Annotated in this window: 17 protein-coding genes and 1 pseudogene; 9 read left to right on the forward strand and 9 right to left on the reverse strand. The window is 71.2% G+C overall.

The annotated features are described in order from the left end of the window. The first annotated feature begins 103 nt into the window (after positions 1 to 103). Positions 104 to 640 (forward strand): hypothetical protein, encoded by a 537-nt coding sequence (locus OG386_RS02180; protein WP_327387944.1) that lies wholly within the window; start codon positions 104 to 106, stop codon positions 638 to 640. Positions 641 to 920: 280 nt separating this feature from the next. Here the strand turns inward: OG386_RS02180 and OG386_RS02185 are convergent. From OG386_RS02185 to OG386_RS02195, 3 genes and pseudogenes are all read right to left on the reverse strand, one after another. Beyond that, positions 921 to 1,455, reverse strand: a pseudogene (locus OG386_RS02185) (transposase); the annotation flags it as partial. Between the two features lie 30 nt (positions 1,456 to 1,485). Next, positions 1,486 to 2,460, reverse strand: a complete 975-nt coding sequence (locus OG386_RS02190; RefSeq protein WP_328786477.1) for an SMP-30/gluconolactonase/LRE family protein — start codon at positions 2,458 to 2,460, stop codon at positions 1,486 to 1,488. Positions 2,461 to 2,624: 164 nt separating this feature from the next. Continuing rightward, positions 2,625 to 3,521, reverse strand: a complete 897-nt coding sequence (locus tag OG386_RS02195; RefSeq protein WP_328786478.1) for a helix-turn-helix domain-containing protein — start codon at positions 3,519 to 3,521, stop codon at positions 2,625 to 2,627. A gap of 140 nt (positions 3,522 to 3,661) precedes the next feature. On the opposite strand from OG386_RS02195, the gene OG386_RS02200 reads away from it, so the two are divergent. After that, the gene (locus tag OG386_RS02200) at positions 3,662 to 4,177 is read left to right on the forward strand and encodes an SRPBCC family protein (RefSeq protein WP_328786479.1); all 516 of its coding nucleotides are present in this window, start codon (positions 3,662 to 3,664) and stop codon (positions 4,175 to 4,177) included. Between the two features lie 856 nt (positions 4,178 to 5,033). Then, positions 5,034 to 5,477: a nuclear transport factor 2 family protein gene (locus OG386_RS02210; protein ID WP_328786480.1), complete on the forward strand. Its 444-nt coding sequence runs from the start codon at positions 5,034 to 5,036 to the stop codon at positions 5,475 to 5,477. Between the two features lie 121 nt (positions 5,478 to 5,598). Here OG386_RS02210 and OG386_RS02215 read toward each other — a convergent pair whose 3' ends face one another. From OG386_RS02215 to OG386_RS02225, 3 genes are all read right to left on the reverse strand, one after another. Continuing rightward, positions 5,599 to 5,766, reverse strand: coding sequence for a hypothetical protein (locus OG386_RS02215; protein WP_328786481.1), 168 nt, complete (start codon positions 5,764 to 5,766; stop codon positions 5,599 to 5,601). Between the two features lie 1,165 nt (positions 5,767 to 6,931). Next, on the reverse strand, positions 6,932 to 7,921 hold the full coding sequence (gene speB / locus OG386_RS02220) for an agmatinase (protein ID WP_327387938.1): 990 nt from the start codon (positions 7,919 to 7,921) through the stop codon (positions 6,932 to 6,934). A gap of 34 nt (positions 7,922 to 7,955) precedes the next feature. After that, the gene (locus OG386_RS02225; RefSeq protein WP_328786482.1) at positions 7,956 to 9,512 is read right to left on the reverse strand and encodes an acyl-CoA carboxylase subunit beta; all 1,557 of its coding nucleotides are present in this window, start codon (positions 9,510 to 9,512) and stop codon (positions 7,956 to 7,958) included. 489 nt (positions 9,513 to 10,001) lie between these two features. On the opposite strand from OG386_RS02225, the gene OG386_RS02230 reads away from it, so the two are divergent. From OG386_RS02230 to OG386_RS02245, 4 genes are all read left to right on the forward strand, one after another. Next, positions 10,002 to 12,962 carry a helix-turn-helix transcriptional regulator gene (locus OG386_RS02230; protein WP_328786483.1) on the forward strand — a complete coding sequence of 987 codons (2,961 nt, stop codon included), beginning with the start codon at positions 10,002 to 10,004 and terminating at the stop codon, positions 12,960 to 12,962. Continuing rightward, positions 12,943 to 13,866 (forward strand): metallophosphoesterase family protein, encoded by a 924-nt coding sequence (locus OG386_RS02235; RefSeq protein ID WP_405790439.1) that lies wholly within the window; start codon positions 12,943 to 12,945, stop codon positions 13,864 to 13,866. The genes OG386_RS02230 and OG386_RS02235 overlap by 20 nt, the downstream gene beginning before the upstream one ends. Beyond that, on the forward strand, positions 13,863 to 14,558 hold the full coding sequence (locus OG386_RS02240) for a 4'-phosphopantetheinyl transferase family protein (RefSeq protein ID WP_327387935.1): 696 nt from the start codon (positions 13,863 to 13,865) through the stop codon (positions 14,556 to 14,558). The genes OG386_RS02235 and OG386_RS02240 overlap by 4 nt, the downstream gene beginning before the upstream one ends. A 216-nt stretch (positions 14,559 to 14,774) precedes the next feature. After that, positions 14,775 to 16,436, forward strand: coding sequence for a flavin monoamine oxidase family protein (locus OG386_RS02245; RefSeq protein ID WP_328786484.1), 1,662 nt, complete (start codon positions 14,775 to 14,777; stop codon positions 16,434 to 16,436). 97 nt (positions 16,437 to 16,533) lie between these two features. On the opposite strand, the gene OG386_RS02250 is transcribed toward OG386_RS02245, so the two are convergent. The 3 genes from OG386_RS02250 to OG386_RS02260 all read right to left on the reverse strand — a co-directional run bounded on the left by OG386_RS02250 (position 16,534) and on the right by OG386_RS02260 (position 19,495). Continuing rightward, the gene (locus OG386_RS02250) at positions 16,534 to 17,946 is read right to left on the reverse strand and encodes a class I adenylate-forming enzyme family protein (protein ID WP_327387933.1); all 1,413 of its coding nucleotides are present in this window, start codon (positions 17,944 to 17,946) and stop codon (positions 16,534 to 16,536) included. 251 nt (positions 17,947 to 18,197) lie between these two features. Continuing rightward, complete coding sequence (locus tag OG386_RS02255; RefSeq protein WP_327387932.1) at positions 18,198 to 18,842, reverse strand: thioesterase II family protein; 645 nt, start codon at positions 18,840 to 18,842, stop codon at positions 18,198 to 18,200. Between the two features lie 80 nt (positions 18,843 to 18,922). Further along, positions 18,923 to 19,495 (reverse strand): sugar phosphate nucleotidyltransferase, encoded by a 573-nt coding sequence (locus OG386_RS02260; RefSeq protein WP_328786485.1) that lies wholly within the window; start codon positions 19,493 to 19,495, stop codon positions 18,923 to 18,925. Positions 19,496 to 19,833: 338 nt separating this feature from the next. On the opposite strand from OG386_RS02260, the gene OG386_RS02265 reads away from it, so the two are divergent. Further along, positions 19,834 to 20,865, forward strand: a complete 1,032-nt coding sequence (locus tag OG386_RS02265; RefSeq protein WP_328786486.1) for an ABC transporter ATP-binding protein — start codon at positions 19,834 to 19,836, stop codon at positions 20,863 to 20,865. Next, positions 20,862 to 21,722, forward strand: coding sequence for an ABC transporter permease (locus tag OG386_RS02270; RefSeq protein ID WP_328786487.1), 861 nt, complete (start codon positions 20,862 to 20,864; stop codon positions 21,720 to 21,722). Before OG386_RS02265 ends, OG386_RS02270 begins: the two co-directional genes overlap by 4 nt. The last annotated feature ends 182 nt before the right edge of the window (positions 21,723 to 21,904 follow it).

The following is a 21,904-nucleotide window of genomic DNA, read 5'->3' on the forward strand; positions in this document are numbered from 1 at the left end:
AGTCGATTGTCCAGGTCCACCCCTCCCGCTCCCTAGCCTTGGAGTGGAAGATCCGGGAGAGCCGCAAAGCGCCCCCGTACTCATCGAAACGAGGGGTTGCCCCATGAGCCCGTTCCTGACCGCCTTGATCGCCAGCGGGGTGATCCTGATCATCATCCTGTCCACCGACCTGGGTACCCGCCAGATCACCAACATGCGGCTGCTGCGCTCGATCATCGCGATCGCGATCATCATCGCGCTCTTCGTCCACACGCTCCCCCTGGGCGGAAACGACCCCTGGCTCCAACTGGCCGGTATCGGTGCGGGAGTCATCTGTGGCCTGATCGCCGCGGCTCTGCTGCCCGCCCACCGAGGCTCCGACGGTAACGTCTACACCAGGGGCGGCATCGCCTACGCGATCGTCTGGACCTTGATGTCCGCCTCCCGCGTGCTGTTCGCCTACGGTTCCGAGCACTGGTTCGCGCAGGATGTCATCCTGTTCAGCATCGAGAACAAGCTGAGCGGACAGGACGTCTACTCGAACGCCTTCGTGTTCATGGCCCTGGCCATGGTCCTCACACGCACCGTTGTCCTACTGGTCAAGCGCCGCCGGTTGCGCGGCACCCAGGCCCCGACGACCGACAGTTTCGTAGAAGCATAGAAGCGTTCTGCGGTGACGGGGGTTCCTTCGGTGCCCGCCCGGTCGCACTGCCGGAACAGCATGCTGGGCGGCACGCCCCCGGGACGTGGTCGACCGGTGCCACGTTCACCGGCTCGTGCAGGGCAATTGCGAGGTCCGCCTGTCGGGCCGGAGCTCGAAGCGGACGAGTTCCAGGAGCCGTCCCGTCCCCCTAGGGCCCTGTGCGATGTCGTGATCAGTCGGTGGTCTTGATCAGGTCGTCGATCCAGATCACGGCGGCGCGGAGGTGGAGTCCGGCGAGGTAGCTGTCCGGGCTCTTGTCGCAGCGGGTGGCGATGCCTCGCCAGGCCTTCAGCTTGTTGATCAAGGCTGAACGGTCGGCCACCTCGTGCGCCCTTCTTCTTGCGGTTGGCAGCCTTGCTGGTGAGTCCGCCCCGGGACCTGCCGAGCAGGGCTTCCTTCAGACGGAGCCTGCGTCTGCGCCGGATGCGCCGACGCTCGGCCTGTCCGTTCGGTTCCTCCGCGCCACCCCTCTTCTGCCGGGCCGTCACCTGCTCCCGCGCGGCTTCCTCCAGGGCCTCCATGAGGTGCCTGCCGACGCGCATCCCCGCCGCGTCGTCGTGAGCGCGGACCGTGGTGGAGTCCACGCTCACCAGCGACAAATCCGCTCCGCCCACCCGCGCACCCTCCGCGATCAGGCCCTCCCACAGCGCCGTGAACACACCGGCGTCCCGCCACACGCGGAAGCCTCCGTAGACAGTGGCCAACGGGCCGAACTCCGCAGGCGCCTCCCGCCACTGGCCACTGGACCGGAACCGCCAGATCACCCCCTCGAACCCAAGAATGATCACGACATCACCCAGGCCCTAGTCGTTGAGGTGGGCCAGGAGGAGATTGGGGTCCTTCGCCGTGACGTACGCGGCGCTCAGGACGTAGGCGGTGTCGCCGCGCAGGGCGATGGAGGTGGGGTTCTGCAGGCCGTCGGCAGCGGTCAGGACGGTGGAGTGGGTGCCGTCGGGCTGGACGAGGGCGACCTCGCCGGGGCCGTTGAGGGCGGCCAGGATCTGGTCGCCGTGGCCGGTGAAGGCGAAGTCGTCGATCCCGGCCAGGCCGGTGGCCCGGGTCTGGACCGGGCCGGCGCTACCGTCCCGCAGGACGGGTATGCGCAGGACGGTGCCCCGGTCGAGGTTGGTGACCCACAGCGCCCCGCCCCGGATCTTCAGCCCGTTGGCGCCGAGGAATCCGGTGGAGGACAGTTCGGGGGCGGTGGACCACGTGTGGGGGGTGCCGCCCGCGGTGGGCACGCTCGAGATGGTGCCAAGGACGGAGTCGGTGATGTAGAGGGTCCGGGTGCGCGGGTCCAGGGCCAGGCCGTTGGGCAGGCCGACCGCGGGCAGTTCTGCGATGCGCTGCGGGGTGCCGCCGGGGCGCAGGCGCCACAGGCCGGTCAGGTCGGCGGTGCCGGTGGCGTACAGGAAGTACAGAGTGCCGTCGTGCGCGCGGACGATGCCGGTGGTCAGGGCGAAACCCAGTACCGGGGTGTGGATGCCGCCGTCGGCGGGTGCGGGCAGGGTGGCCAGGATCCGGGTGGATCCCCCGGGGGTGACGTGGGCTACTTGGCGGGCGGCGGCGAAAGTGACGTACGAACTGCCGTCGGGAGCCAATGCGATGTTCTCGGGCGTCTGGTGCCGGGCCAGGTCGAAGTGCGCGGCGATGCGCGCGCAGCTCAGCGGGGCCGAGACGGCCGACGCGACGCCGGGGGTGGCCCCGACGACCGCTGCCGCGGTCAGTACGACGGCTGCCGCGGCGGTCTTGGACAACGTGAACTTGTTCTTGAACATGGTTCCTTCACTGTTTTCGGGCATGCGGCAGCGGTGCGCCGACGCGCGGAATTTGGGTTGAGGGGTTGAGGGGTTGAGGGGTTGAGGGGTTGAGGGGTTGGGGGTTGGGGGTTGGCTTGGGAGGCTCGCGGATCTCTGCGCGGCGTCTGGTGGTGTGTGCCGGGTCAGCCGGAGCCGGCCCGGATTCCCTGTCGCGCCGGGTCGTGCTGCGGGGTGACCTGGTCGAGCAGGGCCAGCGTGGTCCGCGCGGGCGAGTCGGCCTCGGTGGTGGCGACCACGATGTTCTGCCCCTGGTCCGGGCCCAAGCCCTGGCTCAGGGTCTGTTGGGTGACGGTCAGCGGGCCGACCAGCGGGTGCCGCATCTCGTAGGTCGCGACGGCGCACGCCGTGACGCGGTGGTCGGCCCACATCGTGGCGAAGTCGGAGCTCTTCGCGCTCAGTTCACCCACGAGCGCGTGGAGCGCGGTGTCGTCCGGGTGTCGGCCCGCTACCAGGCGCAGATTCCCCACCACGGCCCTGGCCTTGGCCGGCCAGTCGACGTACAGGTCACGGGTGTGCGCGTCGAGAAACACCAGCCGGGCCATGTTGGGCCGCTCCGCCGACCGGTCCGGGGCGCCCGGGTCCAGGTGCCCGGCGAGCAGCGCGTGGCCCAGCCGGTTCCATGCCAGGACGTCACTGCGGCGGCCGGTCACGATCGCCGGGACGTGGGCCAGCGCCTCCAGCAGCTGGCCGGTCGCCTCCGTCACCCGCTCCGGGGCGGGTCGTCGGCCAGGGCCCGTGGCCGACGACCGGGCCAGGTTGTGCAAGTGCAGGCGCTCGGCCTCCTCCAGCCGCAGGGCACGGGCGATCGCGTCCAGCACCTGTGGTGAGGCGTTGAGCGACTGACCCTGTTCCAGCCGGGTGTAGTAGGAGACGCTGACACCCGCCAGCGAGGCCAGTTCCTCGCGTCGAAGACCCGGCACACGGCGCCGCTCCCCGTAGCCGGGTATACCGAGATCCTCCGGTTGCAGCTGGGAGCGCCGCGTCTGCAGGAACTCCCCGAGCCGCACTTTTCCGTTCATGGATCCGAGTATGGGCCGGGTGTCACCGCACAGCCTGACCCTGGCACGGATAGGCACCAGCGGGTCTGGCTCCCCGGCGGGAGCGGTGGTGACGTGGGCGTCGCCGACATGGCCCCATCCCACCTCTCCAGGAGGACACCTTGAGCGCCAGCGCCACCACCAGCGAACACGACCTCTTCGAGGTCCTGGACGCATCGGATTTCAGCTTCACGCGGCGCGCCTGGGTCGCTGCCGTGCCCGCCCAGGTCTACGACCTGGTCAGTGACGTGTCCGCCATCGGGCGCTGGAGCCCCAACGCGAGCGACGTCACGTTCGACCAGGGCGTCGGCCCCCGGGTCGGGGCCTGGTTCAGCGGCCGCAACCACAAGGACGGCAAGCAGTGGACCACCCGCTCCCAGGTCGTACGGGCCGACCCCGGCGCCGCCTTCGCCTTCGTGGTCGGCGGTGCCGAGGACGGCATCGTGCAATGGAGCTGGACCTGCCACCCCCAAGGACGTGGAACCATCGTCGAGCAGTCCTGGCAACTCCTACGCCTCGACCCTGTTCTTGGCACCACCCGCGGCGACCTCGACGCCCTGCGCGACTACATGACGAACAGCGTCGAAACCACCCTGCTCTCCCTCGCCCAGTGGATCGCCGAAACACCGACCGGGTGAACGACCCCGCAGGCCGGTACGCCTGGACCGTCCAGCGATCCGCAGGAACTCCGCTGCCCGCAAGGGCAACCACGGCGGCCGGCCACCGGTGCTCACCGACCACATGCCGCACACCGCGCTCCGCGCTCCGCGCTCCGCCGCCACGGCGATAGCCCCGGATGCCGAACACCGCCCAGCCACCGCATCGACATCCTGGGCCGCGACGACCGGTCCTGCGTACGGTGCGAACCGTCGGCCCTGGGCCACGAGGGGGCCTCCGGCCTCGTCCGCCGCCCCGGAATGTGCCTCCGCGAGACACATGCTTTACAGTTCAACCGCTGCCCCACCCGTTCGGCCTGCCCCGAGCAGTCGAGGCGTCTGGGGCTCCGCAGACCACGGCCGCCGACACATCGCCCCGTATCCGGCGGCCCTCCACCGGGGGCTGGCGCCCTCCCCCCGTGTGCGCCAGCCCCCGCCCCCACTCCAAATGGCCACCAGCCGACCACTGGCCCTACCCGAAGTCATAGCCGTGTCGTCGCCAGCCAGGTGGTGACGCCCGCGGCGAGGAAGAGCGTGATGTTGAGGGCCAAGCCGGCGGCAGGTTGGGGGCGTTGCGCCTCATCGTGCGCGGTTGAGCCTGCGGGGTCAGCGTCTGGCCGCCGATGATCATGTCCTGCAGGTCTCGGAAATGCTGCACGGACAGGTCGGGGGCGAAAGTGCTGAGCATGACGGCCGGTTGGTCGGTCGTGTTGGTGAACGGCGGTCCCGGCGTGTGCGGGCGCCTTACTTCAGAGGTAATCGTCTCGGCGTGCCTGCGCTGGCAGGCTTGGTGATCTCCCCGCGTCGGAAGACGCGGACCGGGACGGAGAGGTCAGCCATGTCCATAGCCGAACCTACGAACACGGCAACTGTGGTTGCGGAGTTGCTGCGCCGAATCGGCGAGGGCGACCCCGAGCGCATCGCCGAGCTGTATGCCGAGCAAGGCGATTGGAAGCTCGACTGGCCGGAGGCCGAGCACGGCCGTACTGCCACGCCGTGGATCCGTCACAGGTCCACCCGGGCCGACGCAGCCGCCCACTATCGCGAGCTTGCGGAGCACCACGTGCCGGAGTGCGTGGCGACTGAGGTCGAGCGCATCCTCATCGACGGAAGCGACGCGGTCGTGCTCGGCGAGATCCGTCAGACCGCCCGACCCACCGGACGTGCGTATCACGCGCGGTTCGCTCTGCACCTCACCGTCGAAGACGGCCTTGTCACCCGGCACCACGTCTACGAGGACAGCCTGGCCGTCGCCCAGGCATTCGAGGCGGAGGATCGGTGAAGGGCCACCAGGACATTCGCGAAGATGCTGCTCACAGCCACTCGTCGATGGCCGCGACGAGGACGATCGCCTCGTAGCGGACCTCGAGCTTGTCGTACCTCGTGGCCACGGCCCGGTGCCTCTAGAGGCGGTTGATGCCGCACTCGACCGCGTGCCGGGCCTTGTAGTCCTGCGGGTCGAACTTCGGCGGCCGTCCGCCGCGCGAGCCGCGGTTCTTGCGGTTGCGGGCCTGGTCTACCTCGTCCGGGATGGTGCAGCGGATCCCCCGCCGCCGCAAGCAAGCAAGCACGATTCTTCCGGGAGACTTACGCCTTGTCGGCGCGCTCGCGACCTGGCCGGGTCCGCGGCCTGCCCGGCCCAAGGAGCGCGACAGTGATCTCGTTCAGGACAGGCTCGAACTGCGGGGAATCGCCCCGCTGCCCGGCTGTGATGACGATGGACATGGGCCTCTGGCCCTGTTCGTCGGCCAGGTGCAGCTTGCTGGTCCGCCGCGCGAGCGCCCGAGCCCGTGGTCGTCCGGCTCGACGGTGACTCGCGTCAGCTCGGGAGGGCGAAGTACGAACCCCACACATCGAGGAGCCGCCGTCATAGGCGGTCAGCAGGACAAGCGCCAGGAAGCGTGCAAGGGCCGCGAGGAACAGCGGCGCCCCCCAGCGGCCCGGTCAGGACCCGGTCCACCCCGCTCCCGGCGCCCCTTCCCGCGGCCAGAGCCCTGAGGAGAGGGAGCGGCGCCGCGAGGAGGACCTGCTCCGTAACGAGAGGGACCTGCTCGACGACGTCTTCTGAGCGCAAGCGGTACCCCACGCACGCAGAGCCCGGCCGAGCCCGTAGTCACCCCGGCCGGGCTCTGTCACGCCGTTGCCGCCGACTCAGGCAGGGCCGCGCCCGCTCCGGCCCCGAGCGCGGGCGTCCCCGCCTGCGTGGCGCAGCCCCGGGCAGGAGGTCCAGGGGCCACGCTCAGCAGGCCCGCGCCGTACTGCTGAGAACACACGGCCGCACTCCGGAGTCGGGCGGCTCGCCGTACAACGCCCCGCGCTGACCGCTCGCCGCGGCCGATCGAGGCACTGGTCGCCATCGAGCACTCGATCATCACCGCGATCTGGCACGTGCTCAAGGACAACGTGCCCTACGCCCGCCCCGGAGCACGACCGGCATGAACTCAATGAACGAAAGGATGACCTGAGCGCCCGCTACGTGCCATGGTCTGGGGACAGGCGTTAACCGGTGCCGGAATCACTCCTTCGCTGCCCGGATCCGGGCAGGGCATTGGCCCGGAATTCGGGGACATGACCGCACTGGTTCAATTCCCGTCCGCGCTCGGCACAAGATTTCGCGGGATTTTGCTAAACACCCACTCATCTTGCATGCCGACCCAGGCATGAATACGGTAATGACCCGGCCGGCCGGCCAAGCGACCGGCCGGCCGGGTTAATTCACGCGTGCGAGCACGGCGGCTACTGCGTCAGCCCCCAGCGGACCGGGGCTATCTGCTTGGACATGATGGTGATCAGCTCGTACGCGGCGTGGGACGCGGCAATCGAGGTAATTCCCGCGTGGTCGTACGCCGGCGCGACCTCCACGATGTCGGCGGAGACCAGGTGGCAGTCCGATAGGCCGCGCAGGATCTCCAGCAGCTCGCGGGAGGTCATGCCGCCGGCCTCGGGCGTGCCGGTGCCGGGCGCGTGCGCCGGGTCCAGGACGTCGATGTCGATGGAGATGTACAGGGGGCGGTCGCCGACCCGCTCGCGCAGCTGCTGGGCGATCTCGTCCACCCCGCGCCGCATCACGTCCGCCGAGGTGACGATGCCGAAGCCGAGCTTGGCGTCGTCGTCGAGGTCCTGCTTGCCGTAGATCGGGCCGCGCGTCCCGACGTGGCAGAGGGCCGAGGTGTCGACGACGCCCTCCTGCACGGCCCGGCGGAACGGCATGCCGTGGGTGTACTGCTGGCCGAAGTAGTCGTCCCAGGTGTCCAGGTGCGCGTCGAAGTGCAGGACCGCCACCGGGCCGTGCTTCTTGGCCACGGAGCGCAGCAGCGGCAGCGCGACGGTGTGGTCGCCGCCCAACGTCATCAGCCGGGCACCGCCCGAGAGCAGCTCGTCGGCGGCGGCCTCGATCGTCTCCACCGCCTCGCCCGCGTCGAACGGGTTGGCGCTGATGTCACCGGCGTCCGCGACCTGGCTGAAGTGGTACGGGTAGACGTCCTGCGCCGGGTTGTAGGGGCGCAGGGTGCGCGAGGCCTCGCGAATGGCGTTGCCGCCGAAGCGCGCTCCGGGGCGGTACGTGACGCCGCCGTCGTACGGGATCCCGACCACGGCGATGTCCGCCTTCTCCACCTGGTCCAGGCGGGGGACGCGGCCGAACGTGGCCTGACCGGCGAAGTGGAGCGTCCGGTCGGTCTCGGTCGGCGGCAGCGGCGGAGTCACTCCGTTGGGCTGGGCGGTCATGGTGCGATCAGTGCCTTTCCAGGGTGTGGCGGGGTCACATCGGGGGGTTGCCGTGCTTGCGCTGCGGCAGATCGGCGTGCTTGTTGCGGAGCATCGCGAGGGCGCTGATGAGCACCTCGCGGGTCTCGGCGGGGTCGATGACGTCGTCGACGAGGCCGCGCTCGGCCGCGTAGTACGGGTGCATCAGTTCGGCCTTGTACTCCTTGACCATGCGCACGCGCATGGCCTCGGGGTCTTCGGCGTCCGCGATCTGCTTGCGGAAGATGACGTTGGCCGCACCCTCGGCGCCCATCACGGCGATCTCGTTGGTCGGCCACGCGTAGGTGATGTCGGCGCCGATGGACTGCGAGTCCATGACGATGTACGCGCCGCCGTACGCCTTGCGCAGGATCAGCGAGATCCGCGGGACGGTGGCGTTGCAGTACGCGTACAGCAGCTTGGCCCCGTGGCGGATGATGCCGCCGTGTTCCTGGTCGACGCCCGGCAGGAAGCCGGGGACGTCCAGCAGCGTGATGATCGGGATGTTGAAGGCGTCGCACATCTGGACGAAGCGCGCGGCCTTCTCGGAGGCCTCGATGTCCAGGACACCGGCCAGATGCCCGGGCTGGTTGGCGACGATGCCCACGACCTGCCCGTCCAGGCTCGCCAGGGCACAGATGATGTTGCGGGCCCAGCGCTCGTGGATCTCCAGGACGTCGCCTTCGTCGACGAGCTCCTCGATGACCTTGAGCATGTCGTACGGGCGGTTGCCGTCGGCGGGCACCAGGTCCAGCAGGACCTCGCTGCGGCGGTCGGCCGGGTCGCTCGTCTCGTGGACGGGCGGGTTCTCGCGGTTGTTGGAGGGCAGCATCGAGATCAGGTAGCGGACCTCGGAGATGCAGGTCTCCTCGTCGTCGTACGCGAAGTGCGCGACGCCGGAGGTCTCGGCGTGCACGTCGGCGCCGCCGAGGCCGTTCTGGGTGATCTCCTCGCCGGTCACCGCGCGGACCACGTCCGGGCCGGTGATGAACATCTGCGAGGTCTCCCGGACCATGAACACGAAGTCCGTGAGGGCCGGGGAGTAGGCGGCGCCACCGGCGCAGGGGCCCAGCATGACCGAGATCTGCGGGATGACGCCCGAGGCCTTGGTGTTGCGCTGGAAGATGCCGCCGTAGCCCGCCAGCGCCGAGACGCCCTCCTGGATGCGGGCGCCGGCGCCGTCGTTCAGGGAGACCAGCGGGGCACCGGCCGCGATGGCCATGTCCATGATCTTGTGGATCTTCGTGGCGTGGGCCTCGCCCAGGGCGCCGCCGAAGATGCGGAAGTCGTGCGCGTAGACGAAGACCGTGCGGCCCTCGACCGTGCCCCAGCCGGTGATCACACCGTCGGTGTAGGGCTTCTTGTTCTCCAGGCCGAACCCGGTCGCCCGGTGCCGGCGCAGCTGCTCGACCTCCCGGAAGGAACCCTCGTCCAGCAGCAGCGCGATCCGCTCACGGGCCGTCAGCTTGCCCTTGGCGTGCTGCGCCTCGGTCGCCCGGTCACTGGGGCCACGCCGCGCCAGCTCGCGCAACTCGCACAACTCTGCCACTTTCCCGGTGAGGTTCGTCGTCATGTGCCCTCTCGACCCAGGCCCCGCGGATGCGGGCGTCATCGGTTCGCGCGGACCTCCAAAGGGCCGCTCCCCCGCCATTAAACGAGCGGCCGACGCGGCTTCTCCACCGCCTCCGACCCCTATTCTCCGCGCGGCCACCCCTAGAGCGGAAACAGTCGAATCCAGACGCATTTGAGGTTTCCTTGAGGTTTCCGATCGTGACGAAACGGAAGGTGGCGGATTTAGTTGAACCGCCTGCGCATCGGTTCCGTGCGTCAGGTGAAAGGAGCGCAGGCAGCCGACCGGGCCAAAGTTGGTACAGTTCAATCAACCCGCCGAACGGGAAGTGCCGTCCTGCCGTTTGACCAACGGTGAGCGCTGAATTCCAGGCGCTCCTCGGGCACCGCCTTCCTGTACGTGCGGTAACTCGAAGTGAATAGCCATGTCATGCCATGAGACCGACATGCGACGTTTCTTATCTCTCTCGGGGAGGCTTCCACAGTCATGTTGGTGGAGCGGGATGAACAGATCGCCAAGCTGACCTCCTGGGTGACCGGCGCCGCCCGGTCCCACGGAACCGGACACGGAGCCGCCTACGGAACCACACTCGCCGGTGCTCCCGACGACCACACCACGCCCGGCCGGACCGCCGTGATAAGCGGCCCGGTCGCCTCGGGCAAGACGGCTCTGCTGCACCGCGTCCTGGAGCGGACGGCCGACTCGGGCGTCCGGCTCCTCAGCGCCGTGACCTCTGCCGCCGAACAGGACATCCCCTTCGGCGTGGTGGAAGAACTGCTGCGCGACACCGCGGACGCCGCGGGCCCCCTCCCGCTCCACGGGCCGGCCGGCACCGAGGACCTCGTCCCCACCCAGACCCTCATGGCGTTCCACGCCCGGCTCGCCGGCCTCGCGGCGCGCGGGCCCGTCCTGATCGCGATCGACGACGTGCAGTACGCCGATCCGCAGTCCCTGCACTGCCTGTTGTACGCCCTGCGCCGTGCGCGCACGGCGGGGGCGGGCCTCTCGCTGATGGTCACCCGGGGCCCCGACGCGGGCGCGACCCCGCCGCACGTCCTGGAGGAACTGCTCCGTCAGATCGAGGGGCCGCGCCTGCGGCTGCGCCCGCTCAGCGTCCGGGGGGTCGAGGCCCTGCTGGCCCACCGGGCCGCGGAGACGGACCGTTCGGCCGCCCACGCGGGCGCGCCCGCACTCACCGCCCGGCTGGCCGCCGCCCTGCACGCGGCCACCGGAGGCAACCCGCTGCTCGTGCGCAGCCTCCTGGACGACCACGACCCCAGGCGGCGGGGCGCGGAAGCGGACGAGAGACCGTTCCAGCCGGGCGACCGGTTCGTACGGGACGCGTTGATCTGCATCCACCGGACGGGCGCCGACGGCCTGCGGATCGCACAGGGCATCGCACTGCTCGGCAGCTCGGGTCCGCTGCCGTTACTGGCCCGGCTGGTGGAGGCCGAGGAGCGGACGGTGGAGGACGTGGTGGCCGCTCTCGGTGACGCGGGCATCCTCCAGGGCTCGCGCTTCTGGCACGGCGCGGTACGGACGGCGGTCCTGGAGAGCCTGGACGACGACGCCGTGGCCCGGCTGCGCCGGCGCGCCGCCCGGCTGCTGTACGGGGCCGGGGCGGCGCCGATGGCCGTCGCCGCGCACCTGCTGGGCCTCGGGCCGGGCGTTCCCGACGAGGAGTGGGTGCCAGGGGTGCTGAGCGACGCCGCGCACACGGCGCTGGCCTCGCAGCGCGTCGGATTCGCGGTGCGCTGCCTGCGGCTGGCCGAGGAGTGCTCCTCGGACCAGCGGGAGCGGATCCAGCTCCGGTCGAGCATGGCCAAGTTCATATGGCGGGTCAACCCCTCCGCCTGGGCGCGCGAACTGCGGCCGCTCAACGCGGCGTTGCACGAGGGTTCGCTCCCGGTCACGGAATCCCTGCGGCTGGTCGGCGACTTGCTGTGGAACGGCTGGATCGACGACGCGGCGACGGCGATCCAGCACGCTCTGGAGGGCTGGCCCGGGAACGCCGATCCCGCGATGACCGCCGAGCTGCGCAGCGTACGGCTGGTGCTGGCCTCCACGTACCCCACGCTGCTGGACCAGCTGGACGGCGCGCTCGGCCCCGCCTGGGACGGCGCGCTCGGCCCGGTCCGGGACGGGGCGGCGCATCCCGCGGGCGTCGCCGAGGACGGCATCCTGGCCGCGATGGAGGCGTTGCACGGCGTCCTGAGCGCGGCCACCGGCGCCCCGGCGGCCCCCGGCGGCACGGCCCCGGGCGTACGGGACCGGGCCGCGGCGGACGAACGGCTCACCGAGAACGCCGAGCGGATCCTTTCCGGGACCCGCCTCACGGAGGAGACGCACGTCACCGTGCGGGCGTGCCTGCTGGCCCTGATGTACGCGGAGCGGCTGGGCGCGGCGACCCTGTGGACGGACCGGCTGCTGGAGGAGGCCGCCGAGCGCGGCGCGCCCGGGTGGACCGCGGTCATGCAGGCGATGCGCGCGCACATGGCGCTGCGCCGCGGCGAGCCGGCACAGGCGCGCCGGCTGGCGGAGGAGGCCCTGGAGCAGCTCCCGCCGCACGGCTGGGGCGTGGGCATCGGCATGCCGCTGTCCGCGCTCATCGAGGCGCGGACAGCGATGGGCGACCACGAGGCGGCGGCGGCGCTGGTGGACCACCCGGTGCCCGAGCAGATGCTGCTGACCCGCTACGGCCTGCACTTCGTCTACGCGCGTGGTAGACACCAGCTCGCCACCGGACGGCACCACGCGGCGCTCACGGACTTCATGACCTGCGGGCGGCTGATGCGCGAGTGGAACATGGACCGGGCGGGCCTGGCGCCCTGGCGGGTCGGGGTCGCGGAGGCCTCGCTGGCCCTCGGCAACCGCGACCAGGCGGAGCGGTTCGCGCGGGAGCAGCTCGCCGAGGACCCCGGACCGCGGGTGCGCGGCCTGGCCCTGCGCGTCCTGGCGGGTACTCGGCCGCTGCCGGAACGGCCCGCCCTGCTGGACCGGGCCGTGGCCCTGCTCCAGGAGGAGGGGGACTCGTACGAGCTGGCCCGGGCGCTGACCGACCTCGGAACCGCCTACGAGCGGCTCGGTGACACGGCGCAGGGCAGGACCTACACCCGGCGGGCGGGGCGGATCGCCGAGGCGGGCGGGGCCCGGGACCTGTCCCAGCTCCACGCCGAGCAGCCCTCGCAGAGCGCGCCGCCGTGGCCCGCGGCCGCTCCGGCGCCGGGCCCCGTGCGGGCGCAGCCGGCCGCGGCGTCCATCCTGACGGACGCCGAGCGCCGGGTGGCGGCGCTCGCCGCGCACGGGTACACCAACCGGGAGATCGGCGCCAAGCTGTTCATCACGGTCAGCACCGTGGAGCAACATCTGACGCGGGTATACAGGAAGATCAATATCACTCGTCGTCAAGACCTCCCGGTCAGTTGGGACATCGATGTCGCGCATACTGCCTGATTCCGCCGCCCAGCCCGCGCCCGCCACCGCCGGAGCCGCGCCCGCCACCGCCGCGGCCGGTCCCCGGTTGCTCGCGGTGAGCGATCTGCACATCGGGATGGCCGACAACCGGCCCATCACCGAATCCCTCAAGCCCACCCACCCGGAGGACTGGCTGCTCGTCGCCGGCGACGTCGGCGAGCTGACCGAGGACATCGAGTGGGCGCTGCGCCTGCTGGCCGGGCGCTTCGCCAAGGTGGTGTGGGCTCCGGGCAACCACGAGCTGTGGTCCCCGCGCGAGGACGCGGTCCAGGCCCGCGGCGAGGAGCGCTACCGGCACCTGGTGGAGCTGTGCCGCGGGCTGGGCGTGGTCACGCCCGAGGACCCGTGGCCGGTGTGGCGGGGACCCGGCGGCCCGGTCGCCGTCGCCCCGCTGTTCCTGCTGTACGACTACACGTTCCGGGTGGCGGGCACCACGACCAAGGAGGAGTCGCTGGCCCGGGCGCACGAGGCCGGCGTCGTCTGCACGGACGAGTACCTCCTGCACCCCGACCCGTACCCGAGCCGGGACGCCTGGTGCCGGGCCCGGGTCGAGCTCACCCTGCGCCGGCTGGAGGCGCACGACCCGGCGGTGCCGCTGGTCCTGGTCAACCACTTCCCGCTGGTCCGCCAGCCCACCGACGTGCTGTGGCACCCGGAATTCGCCCAGTGGTGCGGCACCGTGCTCACCGCCGACTGGCACCGCAGGTTCCGTACGGCCGCCGTGGTCTACGGCCACCTGCACATCCCCCGGACCACCTGGTACGACGGGGTGCGGTTCGAGGAGGTGTCGATCGGCTACCCCCGCGAGTGGCGCAAGCGCGGCCACCCCAAGGGCCTGCTGCGGCAGATCCTGCCCTACACCGAGGAAGAGCCCCGCACGTGATAGAGACCCTGCTGCCCGAAGAGGTGCGCGCGAGCGAGGCCTTCGGGCCGGACGGCTCCGCGGTGCTCCACCCCGAGGAGGCCGTTCTGGTCGCCGCGGCGACGGAGGAGCGGCGCGAGGAGTTCACCACCGTACGCGGCTGCGCCCGCCGCGCGCTGGCGGCGCTCGGGCTGCCGCCGACGCCCGTCCTGCCGGGGAAGCGCAACGTGCCGCAGTGGCCCGCGGGCGTGGTGGGCAGCATGACCCACTGCGCCGGCTACCGGGCCGCCGTCCTCGCCCGGGACACCGATCTGGTGGCGGTCGGCATCGACGCCGAGCCCGACCTGCCGCTGCCCCGGGGAGTCCTGGAGTCGATCGCCCTCCCCCAGGAGCTCGTCTGGGCCCGCACCCCGGTGACCGGTGCGGCCCGGCTGTGCCGGGACCGGCTGCTGTTCAGCGCCAAGGAGGCCGTGTACAAGACCTGGTACCCCCTGGTGGGCACCGAGCTGGACTTCGACGACGCGGCCCTGTCCTTCCGTACGGACGAGCACCTCCCGGCCGGGGGTCCGCGGCGCGGCACGTTCCGGGCCCGCGTCCTGCGTCCGGGGACCGCTCCCGACGGGCGGCCGGTGACGGAGTTCACCGGCCGCTGGCTCGCGGAACGCGGCCTGGTCGTCACCGCGATCGCGGTGCCCGCCCGCCGGGCCGCGTAGGGCGCGGGGCGGGGTGGGTCACCCGGGTCGGTAGGGGTTGTCCGGTTCCGACGCCGCTGCGTAGCGTGCGAGGACCGGACCGACTGTGCACGGCGTACCAGGGCGCGTGGCTCTCCCCGCCCTCCGGGCCCGCTGCGTCGCCGCGTCGCCGGCCGCGCCCGGCTCGTCTCCGGTTCCCCTGGAAGCGATGTCGAACCGGCCCGAGAGGTACTCCAGATGACATCAGCAAGCCCGGCCCCGACCACCATGCTCGTGCCGGACTTCCCGTTCTCCTACGACGGCTGGCTGCGCCACCCGGCGGGCCTGGGCTCCCTGCCGCCCGGGCGCGCCGGGACGCCCGTGGCCGTGGTGGGCGGCGGGATGGCCGGACTGACCGCCGCCCACGAGCTGATGCGGCTGGGCCTGCGCCCGGTCGTGTACGAGGCGGACCAGCTGGGCGGCCGGATGCGCTCGGTACCGTTCCCGGGGCAGCCCGGCTGTGTGGCGGAGATGGGCGCGATGCGCTTCCCGGTGTCGGCCCGCGCGCTGTTCCACTACATCGACCTGCTGGGGCTTCGTACCGGCCCCTTCCCCAACCCGCTGGCGAAGCACACCCCGAGCACCGTCATCGACCTGGGCGGCGTACGCCACACCGCCCGCGCCGCGGATCAGCTGCCCGACATCTACCAGGAGGTGGCCGCGGCCTGGGAGAAGGCGCTCCAGGAGCGGGCGGAGCTGTCCACGATGCGCGACGCCGTCCGGCGGCGTGACGTGGAGACGCTCAAGCACGTCTGGAACCGGCTGGTCCGGGAGTTCGACGACCAGTCCTTCTACGGGTTCCTCGCCACCAGTGCGGCGTTCCGGTCCTTCCGGCACCGGGAGATCTTCGGGCAGGTGGGTTTCGGCACCGGCGGCTGGGACACCGATTTCCCCAACTCCCTGCTGGAGATCCTGCGCGTCGTCTACACCGAGGCCGACGACCACCAGGTCGCCATCCTCGGCGGCTCCCAGCAGGTGCCGCGCGGCCTGTGGGAACACCGGCCGGGGGACTGCGCGCACTGGCCGGCGGGTACCTCGCTGGCCTCCCTGCACGGCGGGGCCGCCCGGTCCGGGGTCCGCTCCGTGCGGCGCGACGGGGCGGAGTTCACCGTCACCGATGCCGACGGGCGGCGGGACCGGTTCGCCGCCGTGGTCTACACGCCGCACGTGTGGACGCTGCTGAACCGCGTGGAGACCGATCCGGAGCTGCTGAGCGCGCCGCTGTGGACGGCGGTGGAGCGGACCCACTACATGGGCGCGTCCAAGCTGTTCGTGCTGACGGACCGGCCGTTCTGGCGCGACGTCGATCCGGACACCGGGCTGCCGGTGATGAGCATGACGCTCACCGACCGGATGCCGCGCGGCGTCTACCTGTTCGACGACGGCCCGGACCGCCCGGGCGTGATGTGCCTGTCGTACACGTGGAACGACGACTCCCTGAAGATGGCGACGCTCAGCGCGCGGGAGCGGCTGGACGTCCTGCTGGGGAAGCTCGCGGACATCTATCCGGGGCTGGACATCCGCTCGCACGTGATCGGTGAGCCGCTGACCATCACCTGGGAGACCGAGCCGCACTTCATGGGCGCGTTCAAGTCGAACCTGCCGGGCCAGTACCGCTACCAGCGCAGGCTGTTCACACAGTTCATGCAGCGCGGGCTGCCGCAGGCACAGCGGGGCTTCTTCCTGTGCGGCGACGACGTGTCGTGGACCGCCGGTTTCGCGGAGGGCGCCGTCACGACGGCCCTGAACGCGGTGTGGGGCGTACTGGACCACCTGGGCGGGGCGACCCACCCGGACAACCCCGGCCCCGGTGACCAATTCGAGGAGCTGGCACCCGTCGAACTGCCCTACGACGACTGACCGTCGCTACTGGCACGGCGCGCACAACGCGCATGACGTGCGAAGGCGCCCCCGCCGCAGGGCGGGGGCGCCTTCACCGTGCCGTCGGGACGGCCGGTCAGGCCTGGTCGGCGGCGAGCGCCGTCAGCGCCTTCTTGTCGGGCTTGCCGTTGCGGTTGAGCGGGAACTGCTCCAGCACCACGACCTTGTTGGGCTGTTCGAAGGCGGGCAGCAGGGCGCACAGCCGCTCCCGCCAGTGCGCGGAGTCCCTCATCTCCTCGTCCTCGACGAAGAAGACCAGCTGTGAGCCGCGCAGTTCGTCGGGCAGGGGCACGATCCGGGTGGGGCAGCCCTGGGCGGCCACCTTCCGCTCGATGAGCTCGGGGTAGAGCGTGTAGCCCATGCGGTGCACGGCGAACTTCCGCCCCAGGACGTGCAGGTTGCCGTCGGCGTCGAGGTGGCCGAGGTCGCCGGTGGCCTGCCAGCCGGTGGCGTGGGCCGGCACGATGGCGCCGTCGTCGGACACCTGCCCTTCGAGGGCGTCGGGGGTGTCGACCTGGATCTCGCCCGTCTCCCCCGCAGGCAGCTCGCGGCCGTCCTCGTCGACGATGCGCAGCCGGATGCCCTCCATGGCGCGGCCGCAGGCGACCGGGTTGTCGAGGGTGGCGAAGGAGACGTTGCCGAGCTCCGTGGAGCCGTAGCTGTCGAGCAGCGGCAGCCCGAACTCGGCCACGTACTGCTCCACCAGCGGCGCGTCCAGGGGCGCGGCACCGACGCAGAACATGCGGGTGTCGGTGAGGTGGGCGCGCAGCGCGGCCTTGCGGGTGACCAGGCTGAGGATGCTGCGGTAGCTGGACGGGGTCGCGTCGATGACCGTGACCCCGGCGTCGCGGGCCATGCGCAGGGCGCGGTCGAGACGGCGGTAGGGGGCGATCACCAGGGAGCAGCGGGTGAGCCAGGCGATGAGCACCATCGACAGGCCGTACTGGTGGGCGAACGGCAGCAGCGGCATCAGGACGTCGTCGGCCCGGTGCCCGACCTGGTCGGCGTTGCGCTGGAGGTTGCGCAGGAACGAGGCACCGGACTTCACCACGCCCTTGGGGGATCCGGTGGAGCCGGAGGTCCACATGATGAGGCCGTCGGGAAGCTCGCCCCAGGCGTCGAAGGACAGGGCCGCTGCGGCGGGCTCGTGGTCCGCGACGGCGACCATGAGCTCGTAGAGGTGGATGGGGTCGGCGTCGGGGTAGATGGGGGTTTCGTCGTCGACGAAGGTGACCTTGACGCCGGTGCGCAGGGCGATCCGGCGGGTCTCCTCCGCGTGTTCCTGCTGGTCGACGAGGACGATCGAGGCTCCGACGTGCATGAGCGCGTACAGGACGCACACGTAGCTCGCCGAGTTGCCGGCCTTGAGCATGACCCGGTCGCCGAGGCCGACGCCGCGTTCGCGGATCGCCTCGGCCACCCGGAGGGCGTCCTGTTCGAACTGGTCGACGGGCCGTACCGAGTCGGCTGAAAATATCTTCGCGGTCATCGGTCGCACAATGTCCTTCCTCTGGGCCGTGACACGGCCGGGCGGCGTGCGGTGCGCCGGGTCGGCGGTGGTTCGGGGCCCGTTCAGGGGGGTGGATCGCGGGAATCGCGAGCTTCACAAGGGATGGGGATTCGGCCGGTGCCGCCCCGTTGGGTTCGTGCGGTGGGGCCGCCTCGGACACGGGTCTCCACCCCCGCACGCTAGGCAGCGGTCCGGAGGGCGGGTACCCCTGAACGACCCCTGGGGGCCCCTCAGTCGGGGTCCGGTTCACCGAGCGAGATCAGCTGGTCGTGGACGATGTTGACCACCTCCCGGCGGTGCGACTTCAGATACCCCTGGGCGCCGGGGAACACCTCCAGGTCGAAGCTGCCTGACGTGCACCGCCGCCAGCCGCGGACGCCCGCCAGCGCGGCGCGCTGGTCGTGCTGGGCGGTCAGCGCGACGACCCGGCAGCTGAGGGCGGGCGGGCCGAGGCTGCCGCGGTGTCCGGGTGCCGTTCGCCCGGAGACGAACAGGGTCAGCGGGGCGCCGTACGTCTCCCGCTCCAGCCTGCATCCCACCGCGTAAGCCAGTTCGGCGCCCATGCGGTGCCCGAAGAGGGCGAACGGGCGGTCGGTCCAGCCCCGTACCGCCTCGAAGACCTTGTCGGCCAGCAACTCGCATGCGGCCGGGTCGAGTTCCTCCTCCGCCGACAGGGAGGGGTACTGCACGATGAGCAGTTCCACGGTGGGCAGCAACAGCTCGGCCATGGCGAGGTAGCAGAGCGGGGAGTTGCGTGAGCTCGGGAAGCAGATCATGCGGTAGCTGCTCGGGAGCGCGGGCTGCCGGATCTGGATCAGGCCGACCTCGTCGGGGGTGGTCTCCCCGGCGGGGGGCCGGCCGTACGCATGGGTCATGCTCCCTGGAACTCCGCCTCGGGTGGCGCCTCTGACTCGTGGGTCGGGCGTGCGGCCGGCTCCTCCTGCGTGGAGGGCCTTCATGAACGGAACTGCGCCTCGTCGTGGCCGCCGGCGGTGCCGGAGACGACCTCCAGGCCCTGGCCGGCCAGCCACCGCAGGACGTCGGTGATCTCCAACTCGCCGCGGGCGGAGGCCTGGACGGCCTCGACGGCCCGGTGCACGGCGTCCGTGAAGAAGTACACCCCGGCCCGGCCGGGCACGGCCTGCGCCGCCGGGCGGCGGCTGCGGAACTCCTCCAGCTGCTCGCCGATCCCGCCGGGGACGAGGGTGTCGCCCGGGTACGTCACGAAGTCGTCGTCACCGAGCCAGTGACGCGCGGTGCGCAGAGCGTGGGCCAGGCCCGGCGGCCGGTGTTGGGGGAGGTAGGTGATGCTCACGCCGAAGCGCGCGCCGTCGCCGACGGCCGCGCGGACCTCGTCTGCGGTGTCACCGAGGACGATGCCGACATCGGTGATGCCCGCGTCGGCGACGCCCTCGATGGCGTGGAGGAGGGCGGGCTTGTCCGCCGAGTGGTGGAACCGCTCGGCGGAAGGGGCGGGCGGGGGGCGCAGACGGGTGCCGGATCCCCCCGACAGGACGAGTGCTTTCACGGGGTCTCCTCGCGAAATGGTGAGGCGAGCGGAGCTGATCCGGCGCGATCACCCGACGATGCTATGAGAATATTCGCCGGGACCGCAGTGCGTGATCACCCCTATTCCCCCCTCAAGCCCTTCCGCCTCCCCCTAGGTCCAGGGTCCGGCGGACCCCGGTGCAGTCCGGTGTGTTAGACATGGCGCAAGCACATCATTTCCGCGTCCCATTCAGTCGGCGCCCGACGCGCGGCCGGTCACGCGATATTCCCCCCGCGGACCCGCCGGACCGCCGTTGCCGCGTCCCACTTGATTCGCAGGCATAAATGAAATCTGAAAGACTCGTGGATTCCGCTGTCGTGGTCGATGGACTGGTCAAGAAGTACCGGGACCGTGACCGTCCGGCGGTGGACGGCTTGAGTTTCTCGGTCCGACGGGGTGAGGTGTTCGGCTTCCTGGGGCCCAACGGAGCCGGCAAGACGACAACCATCGGCATCCTCACCACCCGCGTGGCCCCCACCGCGGGGCGCGCCTTCGTGCAGGGCGTCGACGTCGTGGCCCACCCCGCGCAGGCCCGCCGGGCCTTCGCCGTCGTCCCCCAGCGCAACAACCTCGACCAGTCGCTCACGCTGCGGCAGAACCTGACCTTCCATGCCGGCTACCACGGCATGGGCCGTACCGAACGCCGCCGGCTCGCCGACGAGTGCCTGGAGTGGGTGGGGCTCGGCGACCGCGGCAAGGACCGCGGCGACCAGCTCTCCGGCGGCCAGGCCCAGCGCGTGATGATCGCCCGGGCCCTGATGCACCGGCCCGACGTGCTCTTCCTGGACGAGCCGGCCAACGGACTCGACCCCCAGGCACGCCTGTTCATCCACGAGCGGGTGGCCGAGCTGAGCGGGCGCGGTGTGACCACCGTGCTCACCACCCACGACATGGACGAGGCGGCCCGGCTCTGCGACCGCGTCGGGATCGTGGACCACGGGCGGCTGCTCGCCCTGGACACCCCGCAGGCGCTCATGCAGAGCCTGAGCGGCACCGCCCTGACCCTCACCGTGCGGCCGGCGGAATCCGGCGCCGTGGAGGTCATCCGCCTGCTGGAGAAGATCGAGGCGGTGACGCGGGTCGAACGGATCGAGCCCGGGCGCCCGGAAGGCCCGGGCGACTCGAGCGACTCGGGCGACTCCGCAGACGGCACGGCGCCGGACGCCGGGGACCCGGCCGCGGACGCGCCCGTACGGCTGCGCCTCTACAGCGACGCGCCGTCCGGTGCGGTGCTTCCGTCCGCCATCACCACCCTGACGGCGGCGAACTGCGACATCAAGGACATCAAAGTGGGCACCGCGACACTGGAGGACGTCTTCATCGCGCTGACCGGCCGGGAGCTGAGATGAGCACCGCCACCGCACCCGCCGTCGCACCCGACCCGGTCGCCGACTTCCCGCAGGAGCTGAAGCCCGCTCCGGCCGGCGTCCGCTCGGTGACCCGTACGTTCTTCTTCATCCTGTGGCGGGACATCTTCGTCACCGGCCGCGAACTGGGCACCTTCCTCGCCCAGATCCTCGTGGAACCGTTCTTCATCCTGTTCGTCTTCGGCAAGGTCCTCGGTGAACTCGGCTTCACCGGCGGCAGCTTCCAGGCGGTCCTGCTGCCCGGCGTGGTGGCGCTCAACGCCTTCCTGGTGAGCCTGCAGAACACGGCTCTGCCGCTGATCATCGACTTCTCCTGGAGCAAGGAGATCGAGGACCGGCTGCTGGCCCCGATCCCCACCACCCTGGTGGCGGTCGAGAAGCTGGTCTTCGGCATGCTGCGCGGCATCGTCGCGTCGCTGCTCATGATCCCGATGGGCTTCCTGGTCCTGGACAACGTGTCCTGGCCGATGGACCGGTTCCCGGCCACCTTGGGCGTGCTGCTGATGGGCGCGCTGGCCGGCAGCACGGTGGGCCTGACCATCGGCACCCTGGCCCCGGCGCGGCACATCAGCATCGTCTTCGCGGTGACGCTGACCCCGCTGATGTTCACGGGCTGCACCCAGTTCCCGTGGCACGGGCTGGCGGACATCCGCTGGTTCCAGGTGCTGTGCGCCTTCAACCCGCTGACCTACGTCAGCGAGGGGATCCGCGCCCTGCTGCTGCCGCCCGGCGGTCCCGGCTCGATCCCGCTGTGGGTGGACCTGATGGCGCTCACCGCGGCGATCCTGATCTTCGGCGCGATCGGCATCAAGGGCTTCCACCGCAGGGCCCAGGACTGACCCTGTTCCTCCGCTTCTCCTCCGGCCTCGTGCCCGGACCGGCGCACCCGCGCCCGGCCGGGTGCGGGGCCTTTTCTCGTCATCACCACCTCACGCACCCTTCACAGCATCTCCACCATCCCGTAAGCAAAGGTATTCACGGACCATGACTCATTCTGATGCGATTGTCGCGGCTCCTGCGG

Source organism: Streptomyces sp. NBC_00273 (assembly GCF_036178145.1).
In the GTDB taxonomy this organism is placed as follows: Bacteria; Actinomycetota; Actinomycetes; order Streptomycetales; family Streptomycetaceae; genus Streptomyces.

Excerpts from the sequence above, each read along its gene's own strand:
- OG386_RS02180 (WP_327387944.1), top strand. The coding sequence starts at position 104 with ATGAGCCCGTTCCTGACCGCCTTGATCGCCAGCGGGGTGATCCTGATC.
- OG386_RS02190 (WP_328786477.1), bottom strand. The coding sequence starts at position 2,460 with ATGTTCAAGAACAAGTTCACGTTGTCCAAGACCGCCGCGGCAGCCGTC.
- OG386_RS02195 (WP_328786478.1), bottom strand. The coding sequence starts at position 3,521 with ATGAACGGAAAAGTGCGGCTCGGGGAGTTCCTGCAGACGCGGCGCTCC.
- OG386_RS02210 (WP_328786480.1), top strand. The coding sequence starts at position 5,034 with ATGTCCATAGCCGAACCTACGAACACGGCAACTGTGGTTGCGGAGTTG.
- speB (WP_327387938.1), bottom strand. The coding sequence starts at position 7,921 with ATGACCGCCCAGCCCAACGGAGTGACTCCGCCGCTGCCGCCGACCGAG.
- OG386_RS02225 (WP_328786482.1), bottom strand. The coding sequence starts at position 9,512 with ATGACGACGAACCTCACCGGGAAAGTGGCAGAGTTGTGCGAGTTGCGC.
- OG386_RS02235 (WP_405790439.1), top strand. The coding sequence starts at position 12,943 with ATGTCGCGCATACTGCCTGATTCCGCCGCCCAGCCCGCGCCCGCCACC.
- OG386_RS02245 (WP_328786484.1), top strand. The coding sequence starts at position 14,775 with ATGACATCAGCAAGCCCGGCCCCGACCACCATGCTCGTGCCGGACTTC.
- OG386_RS02250 (WP_327387933.1), bottom strand. The coding sequence starts at position 17,946 with ATGACCGCGAAGATATTTTCAGCCGACTCGGTACGGCCCGTCGACCAG.
- OG386_RS02255 (WP_327387932.1), bottom strand. The coding sequence starts at position 18,842 with ATGACCCATGCGTACGGCCGGCCCCCCGCCGGGGAGACCACCCCCGAC.
- OG386_RS02270 (WP_328786487.1), top strand. The coding sequence starts at position 20,862 with ATGAGCACCGCCACCGCACCCGCCGTCGCACCCGACCCGGTCGCCGAC.